This is a genomic window from Microbacterium sp. 20-116 (assembly GCF_041079415.1).
Classification (GTDB): Bacteria; Actinomycetota; Actinomycetes; order Actinomycetales; family Microbacteriaceae; genus Microbacterium.
The window spans coordinates 74,769-87,298 of record NZ_JBFYGP010000007.1; the positions used below are offsets into that span (position 1 = coordinate 74,769).

Here is a 12,530-nt window from a genome sequence, read left to right on the forward strand (position 1 = left end):
GCAGTATTGGTCGGCGGCTCGCGGACGCGGGCGTACCGTCGCCGCATGAGGACCTACAAAGTACCGGGGGTGGGAAGGGTGTCGGTGACACTGCACGTCCACCAATTCGGTCTCACATCGTCCTCTGTGACGACGCTGGAGTCGGTCCGCTTCGTCGACGGGGGGCAAGTCCCGTGCCATACGCACGAGCGTGTCGCGCAGCACCTGGAGACGTTGGGCGTGATCGACGCGAGTTAGCGCCGTCCCCGACAGTGTCGCCTGATCGTGGGCGGACGGCGCACCCGGGTCGTCCGCCGCGCCGCTGACGCGCGCAGAAGGGGCGCGATCGGATCTGGATCGCTTCGCGCACCCCGACGCAAGACCGACCGTGTGCGGGCTCGTCCGGGGGCGGGGGTGTCATACTCGTCGGCATGCGCCGCCTCGAGGACTCACCGCCCCTTCGTTCTCGTGAGCAGCTCGAGACGTGGGTGCGGGAGTTCGAAGATCAGGAGCACTGCATAGCCGGTCGCATCACCGTCGCCCCCCAGGAGGACAGCGGCGATCAAGACACCGGGCTGGTGATCGTCCGGTTGCGCAATGCGACGGCGTCGATCTTCATGGGGGCGCGGGGGTACGACGACCCGATGTGGCAGCTGACGATCACCGAGAGCCCCGAAGAGCTCAAGCTGTCAGCGACCGATCTGACGAGCCTGGCCGCCGAGCTGGTCGTCGCGGGAAACCTGTGCACCTTCCTGCAGTGGAAGTCGCTGGAGTGGGACCGCAAGAGCGGGCAACGCAGTGCCGCCGCGCCCTCGTCTGCGGGCGCTTCGTCCCGCTGAACCGCCCCCTCGCGGACGCGGGGCGTTGCCGCTCCGACGGGGTGAGCGGCGACCGGATCCGCCGCGCTCCTGGGCGGGTTCAGATGGTGTCGAACGGTGTGTCGGCGTCGTAGTCGACGGACACCCTCGGGCGCTCGTCCCCGCTGAACTCACCGTCGGCCGTGCCGGAGTCCAGCCGGAGGGTGTCGACGGTGATGGCGATGTGGGAGGACTCTGTCACGAGAAGGCTGAGGAGCCGGCCGTTGTCGAGGATCAGGTCGACGAATCCACCACCGGCGTGCACTCCCGCCAGAATGGCCGCCTTGACGGCATCGATGTGTTCGACGGGGCCCAATGCGTAGGTCACGTCGGCGACGGTGATGCGTAATCGCTCGATCGTGTGGGACATAAGGGCGACGCTATGCGCCACGGGGGCGTCCGGGGGCCCGGGTTGCACTTCGTTCCCTCTCGTGCCTGGAACGCTTCGCCGAGAAGATGCGTGACGAGCCTCGACGTGGTGCGACAGAGCTTTCCGGGGTCACGGGCGCGGGGTGTCGCGTGGCGCGACGCTAGCGCCAGTCCTCCATGCGCGTCTTGATGCTGAGCCGGGCGCGGGCGATGTTCCCCCGCACCTGACCGGTGGTGAGTCCGATCGTGTCGGCGATGTCCACGTAGCGCATCTCTTCGACTTCGCGCAGGATCCAGCAGTCCCGTTGCGTTTTCGTGAGAGCGTGCACCGCCCGGGACAGGTCGATGAGCTGAGCCCTTCTCATCGCGGAAACCTCTGGTCCCTCGCGGGAGCTCTCGAGGGAGCGGGGAAAGGGGACCTCGCGCCGTCGTTCGCGGAGGTGGTCGAGTGCCTGATGCGTGGCGATGCGGATGAGCCATCCCCTCACGTGTTCACGCTCGCGCAGTTGTGCCAGACGTTTCCACGCGATGACGAGGGTCTCTTGGACGGCGTCGTCGGCCGCGATGGGGCTTCCAGCGATCCGGGCGGCCGCGTTGAGCATGGCCGAACCATGCCGAGAGACCAGCATCCGAAACGCAGAAGGGTCTCCCTTGACGGCGAGGCCGACGAGAAACTCATCGGTGGCGGGGAGCAGCGCTGTCGGCGGGGGAGCGGCAGGGGTGGGAAACGGTGCCATGAGATTGCTCGGATCAATTTGTGACAGAACCATCGAGACGACGGTCTTACGTATGAGCGACCATCTCGCTCCCGTGTCGCCCTTGTCAGTGCGGTTGCGGTCTGCACGATCACGAGATACAGGACACGCACATGCCGCCGATCACCAGTTCCGCTCCGCTCGGTCTCACCTCCGTACTCGTGGGGTCGTTGCCGACGGCCCTCCTCACCGATCTGGCGCCCGGTCGCTACACGGTGGAGGCCGTTTTCACTCGCCGTCCCCTCGCGGACGAGATCACGCGCATTCTCGATGCGGACACGGCCAAGTACCTGTCCGACGCGGGCTACCCCTCGGTCGTCCTGACCGTCTCGGATCGGCGCCTCGAGATCGCTCAGACCAATCTGGAAGAGCTCCGGGACGGTCTCGCCACGACCCTGGCTACCCGACTGGCGGACATCAGCTCGGCCGTCAAAGCGCAGGATGACGCTGACGCCGCTCGATCCGCGGACATCGCGGGTCATGAGCTGACGCGGGCGACGGCCATCGCCCGGCTCGCCGGCACGGTGACGTTCACCCCGGCGGATGCATTCCCGCGCGATCACGGCGACGACCCGAAGCCCGAGGATGCGCACTCCGGCGATGCGGCGGAGGCGACCCGCTGACCGCCGCGGCCCGTTCGCACGCCCCTCGTGACCCACCTCGTGTCCACCGCAGCGGGATCATCCGCCGCAGCCCCCGCAGGAGGACACCGCGCAGATGCTCTCCCATCGCGCGCGAACCCGCCCGCGCTTCCCCTCACCTGGCCCGTCACACGGCGTCGGCTGCATCTGCGAGCCCCCGGGTGTCAAGGCCCGTCGCGGGCTGACGAAGACGGTGGGACGGTGCCGTCATGCACTGGATCGCGACGCTGGGTTCGACCAGCGAAGAACTCGGCGGGTTCGATCATGGATTCGAGATCGAGGCGCCGGACTGTTTCGACGCGCTCTCGACGGCGATGCTGATCGCCGGTCCCGCGTGGACCGTCCTCAGCGTGCACCGGATCATGTCCGCCGCCGAGCAAAGAGGCCACTGATCGCGACCGCACGGGTGCGTCCGAGCGCGGCCTCGCCAGCGGCAGCAGTGCTGTCGCCGTTGAGGCGGCATCACCACGAAAGAACGGTGACGGCGACGAACACGATCCCGAGCAGAGATGCCGCGGCCGCGAGCGCGAAGGCTCCGGCGGGCAGGCGGCGCGTGTCATCGCCGTCCCATCCCGCAGCGTGAGAAGCGCGAGTCCGCGCCTGTGAGAGGGTGTCGTGTCGCGCGATCGGTTTCGCCGTGGCATCGAAGGAGACGAAGGTTCCGTGGGGGGCCTCGACGACGTGACCGATGACATGCACGCCGTCGGTGAGGACGTGGTGGCCCGGCCCTTTGACACGCCAGGCGGGTGCCGGGGTCACCTCGGGGCGAGGGGACAAGCGGGCGGACTTCATGATCCCGGCGACACCGGGGAGAAGCCGACGGAAGCGTGCGCCGTCTGCGTGACGACGTCGAGATCGACCCCCATCATCGAGGTGGCGGCCGTGCGCATCAGTTGATCCACGATGGCCGGTCGCAAAGCGACGCCATCTTGAGCATCGATGACGAATCGCAAAGCGATCGCGGGATGAAGCCAGATGTGAAGACGTGCGTCGTTCACCTCTCGCGGTATTCGCCATGATGCGAAGAACGCTTCGTTCCGCTTTAATTTCGCGACCGCGATGGCCTGCAGGTAGGCGAGGGAGACATCGGGAAGCGGCAGCGGTTCACGGATCGAACCGTAATAGAGGAGTCCCACAGCGTGCCCCGATCTTCACTAGCGAGTGAGCCTGCCGGGGTCTGGGGCAACGTGCGTTCAGAGTATTGTCATGCCCGCGCGAGATCAAGAGCGGATTCTCCTGCATTGCAACGCGACCCGGTGACGAACGTCGCCGCAGAAGGGCCCTACAGTGGACAGTGGCGTCCCCTAGACCTAGGCCGCTGGGTTGTACCTAGGTCAGGAGCATCATGTTGGAATTCCCCGCTTTCACCTCCCTGTGCGACTGGTTCGTATCGAAGTTGCCGATACACCACGCGGCGATCTCCACCCTGGGGGACCCGTTCGAGCTGACCACCGTGGGTGCGAGCGACGCGATCGCTGCCGAGCTCGAGGGGATGCAGCTCGATCTCGGGGTGGGCCCCTGCTGGGAAGCGAAAGCGGCGGGGACACCGGTCTTGGTGCCTGACCTGCGGCAGGCGTCGACGCTGTCCTGGCCGGAGCTGCTGACGGCGGCCGAGTCCCGAGGGATTCGGGCCGCCTACGCGTTCCCGATGGCGTTGGGCGCGATCGACGTGGGCGTCGTGGACCTGTACGCAACGACCGCGCATGCCTTGAGCCCGCACGACGTGGAGGAAGCGTGGGCGATGGCCGATGTCGCCGCGGTTCGCGTGGTGGACCAGGTTCTCAGCGAGTTGACGTCTCCTGCGGCCGAGGCCTCGCCGAGGAGATTCCTCCATCAGGCAACGGGGATGGTGATGGCACAGCTCGGAGTACCGTCTGACGATGCGATGGTCGTTATTCGCGCTCACGCTTTCGCAGCGGGTATGTCCGTCCCCGACGTCGCGCAGGCCATCATCCGACGCGATATCGATTTTTCGGCGTAGTCCGACGTGAAGGAAAGTACATTGCCCCTATGACGGATGTATCGCGAGAGAAAGAGCTGGTCGAGACGTTCGTCGAACTCGCTGACACGATGGTCACCGGCTATGACGTCGTAGATCTTCTGCACCGGCTCGTGATCCGGTGCGCTCGCACCCTCGATGTGGCAGGCGTCGGCATCCTCATCCCGGATGCCGATGGGACCCTCGAAGTGGTCGCCTCCACCAGCGAACGCAGCCAGCTGATCAGCCTCCTCCAGCTGAGCGAGGATGAAGGGCCCTGTCTGGACGCGTACCGTCTGGGAGAGCCCGTCACCGTCAGCGATATCGCCGGGATACGTGAACGCTGGCCAAGGTTCGCAGGTGCCGCCGGGGAGCTCGGATACCGGTGGATGCACGCCATCCCCCTGCGCCTGCGTGAGGACGTCATCGGCTCTCTGAATCTCTTCGGCGACCAGCCGGACGCGTTGACGGCCGATGATGCGTTGGCCGCTCGCGGCCTCGCCGATATCGCGACCATCGGAATCCTGCACGAGCGCGCATTCCGGGAGGCGGATCTCGCCCGCCAGCAGTTGCAACATGCCCTCAATAGTCGCGTGGTCATCGAGCAGGCGAAGGGAATTCTGTCCCACGTTCACGGCATAGATATGGATGCCGCGTTCTCACTGCTCCGAGAGCGCGCGAGAAACAGTCAGCAGAAGCTCTCCGATGTCGCGCGGCGCGTGGTCGAGGACGCGACCAGGGACCGTCGCGCGGGACGACACGTGAACGAGCAGACTCGCCGCCTCATTGAACAGCAGCAGGCATGGAATGATCAAGCGCTCTCCGAGGCACGCGAGAAGAAGTCGGACGACGCGACCGACAACTGACGGATCGCCTCCGCGTTCACCCGGACGGCCCCACTCAGCGTGATGCGGAGTCTCGTCCACGCCGGCGCGTCGCCGACCGTCTCACCCGACGAGCCGGATCGGACGCGCCTCGGTCGGATGATCGTGTTCTCCCGTGTGACCGACTCTGGCCCTGCAGGAGACCGAGCTGTCGCCGTCGACGTCGCACCGCAATGCATCCACCTGCGCTTCCGCCTCTTGCCATTGCTCGCGCAGGTCGACGGCGCGGGCGGCGGCGTTGCGCAGCTTCAACTCCGCCAGTTCCTGCTCGGCGAGCCGAGCTCGGTCGCGCGCGTCGATGTACAGTGCGAGCGCTTCGGTCGCGCGCTCGCAGGCGGATTCGAACTGCTGTGGGGTGACGGTGGGGTAATCGGCAGTCATCTTTCAACCTCCGGTAGCGGACTCGGACGCTCCCCATCGGTGCGGAGCAGCCTCGGGCTGATCTCCTCTCTGGGATGACGGCGTTGTTCCGAGCTCGACGTCGGCACTGCCTGGGGCGCTAAGCGAACCGCAAACCGGCACCGAGCGGAAGGGGGCCGGCCCGATCATGCGTTTCGTGTCGCACGTTCACGACGGGCGCCGTCGGCGGGGTACTGCGCGTGCATGAAGATGCTCGGATCGGTGCTGGCATGCAGCAGGACCGGGGCGAGAAGCGTGCGCGTGACGCGCATCGCGAGATACATGAGGATGCCGAAGAAGAAGGTGTAGACAAGCTGAATGCCCGTGGCCAACAGGGACTGCCCCCCGAGGAGGTTCCCGGCGTGCAGCAAGGCGAAAGTGCCGGCTGAGACGAGGGCGACAGGGCCTGGTAGAGCACGAAGTAGACGACGGCGAGGACCACGGCCTTCCACCAGTGCCCGGCATTCCAGAACCGTGCCCACGCCGACGGGCCTTTCGCAGCATCCATCGCATGCCCCCACGTTCTGCGCGACGGCCCGAATGTATCGCACGTGCGGATTCACGAAGCGTCCGTTGCGTTCTCGGGCCAGCAGCCTCCGCGCCCTCCGGACGACGGCTCGTACGCGCGGAGCGTGCGAGGCGCTGTCAGCCACCGGAGCGGATCGCTCGACGACCTCCTCGACCGCCCGGCGGAGGAAGCAGGCGTCGCACGGACCCGCCGTCGAGGTCCGTCGTCAGCGCGCCGACCCCGCCAGCGACCCGGTCGTCTCCTCGACGGCGGGATCGTAGAGCAAGCACGAGATCTCGCGGTCCCCGTCGGACCAGGTTCCCTCGGTAGGGGCGACGTACTGGTAGTTCAGCGCGGACTGCTCGTAGGCGATGCCGACGAACGACGGGAAAGCGGCGTCGCACCCCTGCTGCGCCGCCGAGGCAATGGCGTCGTCACCGGGGAAGGCTCCCTCTGGGAGGACGAAGCTGCTGAAGACCTCGTAGGTGTGCGCGGCCGCGCACTCGACGATGTTCGACGAACTGATGAATCCGCTCGGGACGTCGTCGAGGCAGACCCCGACGGGCAGGGTGTACGTGCCACCACCTCCGGGAGCCGTCTCACTCGGGCCCACGGTCACGCCGCCGTCCTGCGGGAACGTCGGGACATCGAAGGGGTCCGCGGAGGATGCCTTCGACCCGACCGTGAACGAGAAGATCAGCAGTCCGACGACGGCGAGGATCGCGAGGACCCCGATGACCGCCCCCGCGACGATACCGGTGATGGCGAGGCCGCGGCCCTTCTCGCCCGTGCGCTTGATCTGGGCGAGAGCGACGGCGCCGGCGATGATGCCCCCGAGGGGGAAGACGAAACCGAGGACGATCGCGAGGATCGAGATACCGTTGGTGCGACTCGAAGCGGCAGGCGCGGTGCCGGGGAAAGGCGCGCCGTACGCCGGCACGCCGGTCTGGGCGTCCCCCGTCGCCGCGCCGTACGCGGGGGCGGTGGTCCCTGCGTCGGCCGAGGCAGCCGCAGACACGGCGCCGGGGTACCCGGCAGGCGCGGGCGGCACCGGAGGTGCCCATGTGTCGCCGGTCGCGGCCGGCTGCTGCGTGGCGCCCGCATCGGTCGGTGAAGCCGGAACGCCCTGGGGCCCGCCGACGAGCACACCCTGCTGAGCGAGCCGATCACCCGTGCGGTGGGCTGCTTCGCGCACGACATCGCCGACCTTGGCCGCGCCGATCGCCCCGCCCTTGAAGAAGCCGCCCATGGTGGAGTGCTCGAACGATGCGAGGGTGCCCTCGGGGATCTCGGAGAAGTGCACGTCGAAACGGACGTGCATGTCCTGCCCGGCGAAGGCCCCGGCCACGAGTGTGGTGCCCATGCTCCCGCGCGAGACGTCGAGGGATCCGGATGCCGTGGGCTGCGCCGTGAAGCCCTGCTCGGCGAGCGCGTAGCCGACCGCGTCGCGCGCGGAGTCGAGGGGGACGGACAGTCGTAGTTCGGCGGTAGCCATCAGGTGCTCCTGGGGGGGGTTCGCGCGCCGAGAACTGTCAGCGCGCGTCCAGGTTAGTCCCGCGGTGCTCTCCCCCACGACCGGATCCGAGCCGAATGCCGGGGGCGCGAGACCGCTCGCCGTCACGCCCCCGCTTCTCAGCGGATGCGGCCGACGAGGTCGTCCCGCGTCAGGGCGTCTGCCTCCGCGAGCACCGAGCGGGCGGCATCCCGAGACTCCTCGACGTTCCACAGCAGCACGCCCACGACGCGATCGTCGTCGAGGTAGTAGACGACCCCGCGCTCGGCGTCGAGCCAGTCCTCGACCGTCTCGAGCGAGGAGTCGAGCGTGCCGACCGCCTCGTACCGGATGCCGAAGACCGCCGAGTAGTAGTACGGCGTGTGCGTGTAGGCCTCGGCGGCGCCCGCGAGGTTGCGGCCGGCGGCCCTGCCCTGCTCGTTCGCGTTGTCGACGTGCTCGACGCGGCGGCGCCCGAGCAGACGGTCGGGGTAGCTGGCGACGTCGCCCGCGGCGTAGACGTCGTCGACCGACGCGCGCAGCTGCGCGTCCACGTGGACGCCGTCGTCCACCGTCAGGCCGGCCTTCTCCGCCAGGTCCGCGGCCACCTCGATGCCGAGGCCGCTCACGACGGCATCTGCGCGCACCTCGTCGCCGTTCTCGAGAGACAGCCGCACGCCGTCGGCATCCGCTTCTCCCTGCGTGACCCTGGAGCCCGCGACGATCTCGACGCCGGCATCACGGAAGAGCTTCTCGAACCGCTCGGCGAGCCCGGCCGGGAACACCGCGTCGCCGAGCACCGATCCGGTGTGGATCAGCACGGTGTCGACCCCGTTCTGCACGAGGGCGGCGGCGAGCTCCGACCCGATGTAGCCGCCGCCGACGACGGCGATACGGCCGACGTCCTTCGCGAGCGCCCGCAGCCGGCGATAGTCCTCGGCGGTGCGGAAGCTGAGGGCCCGCTCGCCGTTCGATCGGTCCTCGAGGGGAAGGGGCACGGGCTTCCCGCCCGTGGCGATGAGGAGCTTGCCGTACGAGAACGTCTGGTCGTCGGCATCCACTTCGTGCTCGTCCGGACGGATCGCCGTGGCGCGCGTCTGCAGCCGGATGTCGGCTCCGGTGTCGCCGGAGGTGCCGAGAGGCACCTTGTCCCACGTGAACTCCTCATCGGTCCACAGCTTCTTGCTCAGAGCGGGGCGCGTGTAGGGCTCATCGATGTCGTCGCTCAGGATGCCGATGGAGCCGTCGGCGTCGATCTCGCGGATTCCACGGGCGGCGGTGTCGGCGACCATTCCGCCGCCGACGATGAGGTAGTCGAAGTGTGTGGTGGTCATGGCGAAAGCGTTGCCGCTCGACCTGGCCGGAGCGGATGGGTTGCGGGTGTCCCCGGCATCCGGTAGCGGTGCGGCGGGCCCGCCGCCGCTCTCCCGTCGAGTGTCCACGACACTCCGTCAGCCCATCGCTCAGTACGGCGTTTCTTGGACACTCGACAGGGATGAGCCCGACCGCGCGCGGGCGGGGAGAACTAGGCTCGGAGACATGAGCGTCGACCTCGAAAGCCTCTACACCGACCTGCACGCCCACCCGGAGCTGTCGTTCCAAGAGACGCGGACGGCGGGTGTCATCGCCCGCCATCTGGCCGATCTCGGGCTCGAGGTCGAAGAGGGAGTGGGCCGCACCGGCCTCGTCACGAGCATCGTCAACGGCGACGGTCCGGTCGTGTGGCTGCGCGCCGACATGGACGGCCTGCCCGTCGAGGAGCAGACCGGTCTCGCCTACGCCAGCACCGCTCGAGGCACCGACCCGGCGGGCAACTCCGTCCCCGTCATGCACGCATGCGGCCACGACATGCACGTCACCGCGCTGGTCGGAGCCCTCGAGCGCCTCGTCGCCACGCGCGAGGAGTGGTCGGGAACGGTCGTCGCCGTCTTCCAGCCGGCCGAAGAATACGGCGCGGGCTCGAAGGCGATGATCGCGGACGGCGTCCTCGATCGGTACCCGAAGCCCGACATCGTGCTCGGCCAACACGTCACCCCCCTCCCCACCGGAATGATCGGCGTGCGCCCGGGCACCCAGATGGCGGCATCCGACGGCCTCACCGTGGTGCTGCACGGCCGCGGTGGTCACGGCTCGCGCCCGCACTCCACGATCGACCCGGTCGTCATGGCCGCCGCCACCGTCATGCGTCTGCAGACCGTCGTCTCGCGCGAGGTCGACCCGCGCGACGTCGCCGTGGTCACCGTCGGCTCGATCCACGCGGGCCTGAAGAACAACATCATCCCCGCCGAGGCCAAGCTCGAGCTCAGCCTGCGCTACCCCGACGACGCCGCGCGCGAGCGCGTCATGACCAAGGTCGAGCGCATCATCCGCGCCGAGGCCGACGCTTCGGGCGCCGAGCAGACGCCGACCATCACCACCGACCACACCCTGCCGCCGACCATCAACGACGCGGATGCCACGACCCGCCTCACCGCGGCATTCCGGCGCTCGTTCGGCGAGGGCTCGGTCGTCGACCCCGGCATGTTCACCGGCAGCGAGGACGTGTCGTGGTTCGCCCGCGAGTCGGGCGCTCCGCTGGTGTTCTGGTTCTGGGGCGGTGTCGACCCCGAGACGTTCCAGAAAGCGTTCGCGGGCGGCACCATCGAGCGCGACATCCCGACGAACCACTCCCCGCACTTCGCGCCGGTCATGCAGCCGACGATCGACCGCGGCGTCGAGAACCTGGTGGTCGCGGCGCGGGAGTTCCTGGGCTGAACGCGCTTCGTCTCTCACCTACCTTCGGAGCGGGCCGGCTTCGCCGGCCCGCTCCGAAGGTAGGTGAGAGACGACGAGACTGCACCCCCCCCGGGGGGGGTGCCGTCTCGCGGTGGGCGTTTTTTCTGTCGCCGACCCTCAGGCGCGGCGCTCGCGCACGCGGCCGAGGACGGAGAACGCGATGCCCAGGGCGACAAGGAACGCAGCGGCGGCAAGCGCGGGCTCCGGGTCATCCGTTCCCGTGGCCGCGAGGCGCCCCGCGGCACTCGCCGGGCTGACAGCGGAGGGTGGCGTACCCGGTGTTGCCGACGACGTGCCCTGGGACGGGTTCACCGTTTGCGAGGGAGTCTGGGTCGCGTTGATGACGGTGATGGGCTGTTCCACCGAGCGGGCGTCATCTCCCGCGGGCGCGACCGTCAGGATGAGAGTGTGTGCTCCCGCGACCGTGTCCGAGGGGACGGTGCCGGTGAGCGTGAACGTGCCGCCGCTGCCGACCACCCCGGTGGCGAGGGTGACCGGAGTGGAGTGCAGCACGAGACTCAGGGCTGCGCCGGGCGGCAGGGCGCTCCCGGTCGCGGTCACGGAGTACCCCGCTTCGACCGTGCCGTCCGATGCGAGGGTCGCCCCGCCGGTCGTGTAAACCACGTCCAGCGCGAACGGGGTTGCGGTGAGGCTGCGGGAGAAGTCGCTCTTACCGACTCTGTTCGAGGCTCTGACGACGAACTGGGTAGGGGTTCCGTTCTTGAGCCCCGTTACCCTCGCGGTGGTAGTCGTCGTCGACGCGACACGCTCGAATTCGTCATCGCTGCGGTTGTAAGCGAGGACCGTGTACTCGGTCACGTCCGCGCCGCCGTCGTTCTCGGGGGCCTTCCAGCGCAGCGTGACCTCGCCATCACCCGTCGTCGCCGTGAGTCCGGTCGGCGCATCGGGGACGTCGGCAGGGGCGCCCTGGAAGGTCCGTTTCGTGCCTGAGACGTCGTAGAACGTGTCGCCGTCGAAAGCGGCGAAGCCGTAGTCGCTCACACCCGTCGTGAGGATCTTGAGGGCGGAGGGCTCAACCGAGCCCGAGGCGAGTTGCGCCGCAGAGACCTCGTAGATGACTCCTTCTCGGTCCAGCGCGCCCAACCCGCCGTCGGAGAGCAGCGAGAAGCCGTTGAACGGCGAGCCTGCCGATGAGGTGAGCAAGGGCGTCGAAACGCCGTCGCGGAGGACGTTGATCTGGTTGTCCTGAGATGTCGAGTAATAGATCGTGCCGTCGGGCGCCGCCGCAAGCGAGTTGAGAGAGGAGCTGGAAGTGGAGGTATAGACGACGTCGGCCAGCAGCAATTTCCACATCGGGCCCTTGCCCGCCTCGGGATTTCGGTTTAGCTCCGTCATGTTGACGCGGTAAATGTTGGGGTCGCTGTCGAGGGTGAGGAGAAGGTCGCCATTCGCCTCGGTGGCGACGGCCATGAAGTCGTCCGACGATTTGATGATCTGGTAAACATCGCCCGACGACGACGCCGCGGCCACACCGACCTCGCGCTGCGCGACGTACAGCGTCGAACCGTCCTGACTGAATGCCATCCCGTAGGCGTCGGGGATCGAGATCTGGTCAGGCCAATGCGACGCGTTGGGGGCAGCCGATGCGGCAGCGGCGGGTCCGCCGATCACCAGCAGCACGGCTGCTACTGCGCCAAGGAGACGGGGCCGTGATGGGTTGTAACGCATGGGGCCTTTCTGGTTCGTGGGAATGGCGCTCGCGCGGAATCGCTGTCGGCCAGAGGGGCAAGACCTGCGCCTGGCTCCGCGCCTCGCGCGCTCACGGATGACTCTTCGAACTGTATGATATGGAGCGAAACGGGTCCAAACGGACTTAAACGGACTTACACGGGCTTTCGGGCACGCGGCTCGACGATTCGCTCGCTGGAAGTC

15 protein-coding genes are annotated in these 12,530 nt (G+C 68.1%); 6 read left to right on the top strand and 9 right to left on the bottom strand.

Annotation, left to right across the window (positions count from 1 at the left end):
- Positions 1–410 precede the first annotated feature (410 nt).
- Entirely contained in the window at positions 411–818 is a 408-nt protein-coding gene (locus AB6V29_RS13360; protein ID WP_369359217.1) for a hypothetical protein, read from the top strand.
- Positions 819–897: 79 nt separating this feature from the next.
- On the opposite strand, the gene AB6V29_RS13365 is transcribed toward AB6V29_RS13360, so the two are convergent.
- Both AB6V29_RS13365 and AB6V29_RS13370 read right to left on the bottom strand, forming a co-directional pair.
- On the bottom strand, positions 898–1,206 hold the full coding sequence (locus AB6V29_RS13365; RefSeq protein ID WP_267789040.1) for a hypothetical protein: 309 nt from the start codon (positions 1,204–1,206) through the stop codon (positions 898–900).
- A gap of 160 nt (positions 1,207–1,366) precedes the next feature.
- Positions 1,367–1,942 carry an RNA polymerase sigma factor gene (locus AB6V29_RS13370; RefSeq protein WP_369359220.1) on the bottom strand — a complete coding sequence of 192 codons (576 nt, stop codon included), beginning with the start codon at positions 1,940–1,942 and terminating at the stop codon, positions 1,367–1,369.
- 131 nt (positions 1,943–2,073) lie between these two features.
- Between AB6V29_RS13370 and AB6V29_RS13375 the strand changes: the two genes are divergently transcribed.
- Positions 2,074–2,583 carry a hypothetical protein gene (locus AB6V29_RS13375; RefSeq protein WP_369359222.1) on the top strand — a complete coding sequence of 170 codons (510 nt, stop codon included), beginning with the start codon at positions 2,074–2,076 and terminating at the stop codon, positions 2,581–2,583.
- Between the two features lie 227 nt (positions 2,584–2,810).
- On the top strand, positions 2,811–2,993 hold the full coding sequence (locus tag AB6V29_RS13380) for a hypothetical protein (protein ID WP_369359224.1): 183 nt from the start codon (positions 2,811–2,813) through the stop codon (positions 2,991–2,993).
- A gap of 70 nt (positions 2,994–3,063) precedes the next feature.
- Here AB6V29_RS13380 and AB6V29_RS13385 read toward each other — a convergent pair whose 3' ends face one another.
- Positions 3,064–3,360 (bottom strand): hypothetical protein, encoded by a 297-nt coding sequence (locus AB6V29_RS13385; RefSeq protein WP_369359227.1) that lies wholly within the window; start codon positions 3,358–3,360, stop codon positions 3,064–3,066.
- A 29-nt stretch (positions 3,361–3,389) separates the two neighbouring features.
- Complete coding sequence (locus AB6V29_RS13390) at positions 3,390–3,737, bottom strand: hypothetical protein (protein ID WP_369359229.1); 348 nt, start codon at positions 3,735–3,737, stop codon at positions 3,390–3,392.
- A 209-nt stretch (positions 3,738–3,946) separates the two neighbouring features.
- Here AB6V29_RS13390 and AB6V29_RS13395 point away from each other — a divergent pair, with 209 nt between their 5' ends.
- Positions 3,947–4,582: a GAF and ANTAR domain-containing protein gene (locus AB6V29_RS13395; RefSeq protein ID WP_369359232.1), complete on the top strand. Its 636-nt coding sequence runs from the start codon at positions 3,947–3,949 to the stop codon at positions 4,580–4,582.
- A gap of 29 nt (positions 4,583–4,611) precedes the next feature.
- The gene (locus tag AB6V29_RS13400) at positions 4,612–5,445 is read left to right on the top strand and encodes a GAF and ANTAR domain-containing protein (protein ID WP_267789033.1); all 834 of its coding nucleotides are present in this window, start codon (positions 4,612–4,614) and stop codon (positions 5,443–5,445) included.
- An 81-nt stretch (positions 5,446–5,526) separates the two neighbouring features.
- On the opposite strand, the gene AB6V29_RS13405 is transcribed toward AB6V29_RS13400, so the two are convergent.
- The 4 genes from AB6V29_RS13405 to AB6V29_RS13420 all read right to left on the bottom strand — a co-directional run bounded on the left by AB6V29_RS13405 (position 5,527) and on the right by AB6V29_RS13420 (position 9,196).
- Positions 5,527–5,844, bottom strand: coding sequence for a hypothetical protein (locus AB6V29_RS13405; protein ID WP_369359234.1), 318 nt, complete (start codon positions 5,842–5,844; stop codon positions 5,527–5,529).
- Between the two features lie 164 nt (positions 5,845–6,008).
- Positions 6,009–6,515 carry a CPBP family glutamic-type intramembrane protease gene (locus tag AB6V29_RS13410; RefSeq protein WP_369359235.1) on the bottom strand — a complete coding sequence of 169 codons (507 nt, stop codon included), beginning with the start codon at positions 6,513–6,515 and terminating at the stop codon, positions 6,009–6,011.
- Positions 6,516–6,596: 81 nt separating this feature from the next.
- Entirely contained in the window at positions 6,597–7,865 is a 1,269-nt protein-coding gene (locus AB6V29_RS13415; RefSeq protein WP_267789031.1) for a DUF4190 domain-containing protein, read from the bottom strand.
- A gap of 137 nt (positions 7,866–8,002) precedes the next feature.
- Positions 8,003–9,196, bottom strand: a complete 1,194-nt coding sequence (locus AB6V29_RS13420) for an NAD(P)/FAD-dependent oxidoreductase (protein WP_369359238.1) — start codon at positions 9,194–9,196, stop codon at positions 8,003–8,005.
- Positions 9,197–9,401: 205 nt separating this feature from the next.
- Between AB6V29_RS13420 and AB6V29_RS13425 the strand changes: the two genes are divergently transcribed.
- Entirely contained in the window at positions 9,402–10,616 is a 1,215-nt protein-coding gene (locus AB6V29_RS13425; RefSeq protein WP_267789028.1) for an amidohydrolase, read from the top strand.
- Between the two features lie 138 nt (positions 10,617–10,754).
- Here AB6V29_RS13425 and AB6V29_RS13430 read toward each other — a convergent pair whose 3' ends face one another.
- Positions 10,755–12,278 carry a fibronectin type III domain-containing protein gene (locus tag AB6V29_RS13430; protein ID WP_369359241.1) on the bottom strand — a complete coding sequence of 508 codons (1,524 nt, stop codon included), beginning with the start codon at positions 12,276–12,278 and terminating at the stop codon, positions 10,755–10,757.
- Between the last annotated feature and the right edge of the window lie 252 nt (positions 12,279–12,530).

What these genes read in the sequence shown, in the direction of transcription:
- AB6V29_RS13360 (WP_369359217.1), top strand. Translation starts at nt 411, where the DNA reads ATGCGCCGCCTCGAGGACTCACCGCCCCTTCGTTCTCGTGAGCAGCTC.
- AB6V29_RS13365 (WP_267789040.1), bottom strand. Translation starts at nt 1,206, where the DNA reads ATGTCCCACACGATCGAGCGATTACGCATCACCGTCGCCGACGTGACC.
- AB6V29_RS13370 (WP_369359220.1), bottom strand. Translation starts at nt 1,942, where the DNA reads ATGGCACCGTTTCCCACCCCTGCCGCTCCCCCGCCGACAGCGCTGCTC.
- AB6V29_RS13375 (WP_369359222.1), top strand. Translation starts at nt 2,074, where the DNA reads ATGCCGCCGATCACCAGTTCCGCTCCGCTCGGTCTCACCTCCGTACTC.
- AB6V29_RS13380 (WP_369359224.1), top strand. Translation starts at nt 2,811, where the DNA reads ATGCACTGGATCGCGACGCTGGGTTCGACCAGCGAAGAACTCGGCGGG.
- AB6V29_RS13395 (WP_369359232.1), top strand. Translation starts at nt 3,947, where the DNA reads ATGTTGGAATTCCCCGCTTTCACCTCCCTGTGCGACTGGTTCGTATCG.
- AB6V29_RS13400 (WP_267789033.1), top strand. Translation starts at nt 4,612, where the DNA reads ATGACGGATGTATCGCGAGAGAAAGAGCTGGTCGAGACGTTCGTCGAA.
- AB6V29_RS13405 (WP_369359234.1), bottom strand. Translation starts at nt 5,844, where the DNA reads ATGACTGCCGATTACCCCACCGTCACCCCACAGCAGTTCGAATCCGCC.
- AB6V29_RS13415 (WP_267789031.1), bottom strand. Translation starts at nt 7,865, where the DNA reads ATGGCTACCGCCGAACTACGACTGTCCGTCCCCCTCGACTCCGCGCGC.
- AB6V29_RS13420 (WP_369359238.1), bottom strand. Translation starts at nt 9,196, where the DNA reads ATGACCACCACACACTTCGACTACCTCATCGTCGGCGGCGGAATGGTC.
- AB6V29_RS13425 (WP_267789028.1), top strand. Translation starts at nt 9,402, where the DNA reads ATGAGCGTCGACCTCGAAAGCCTCTACACCGACCTGCACGCCCACCCG.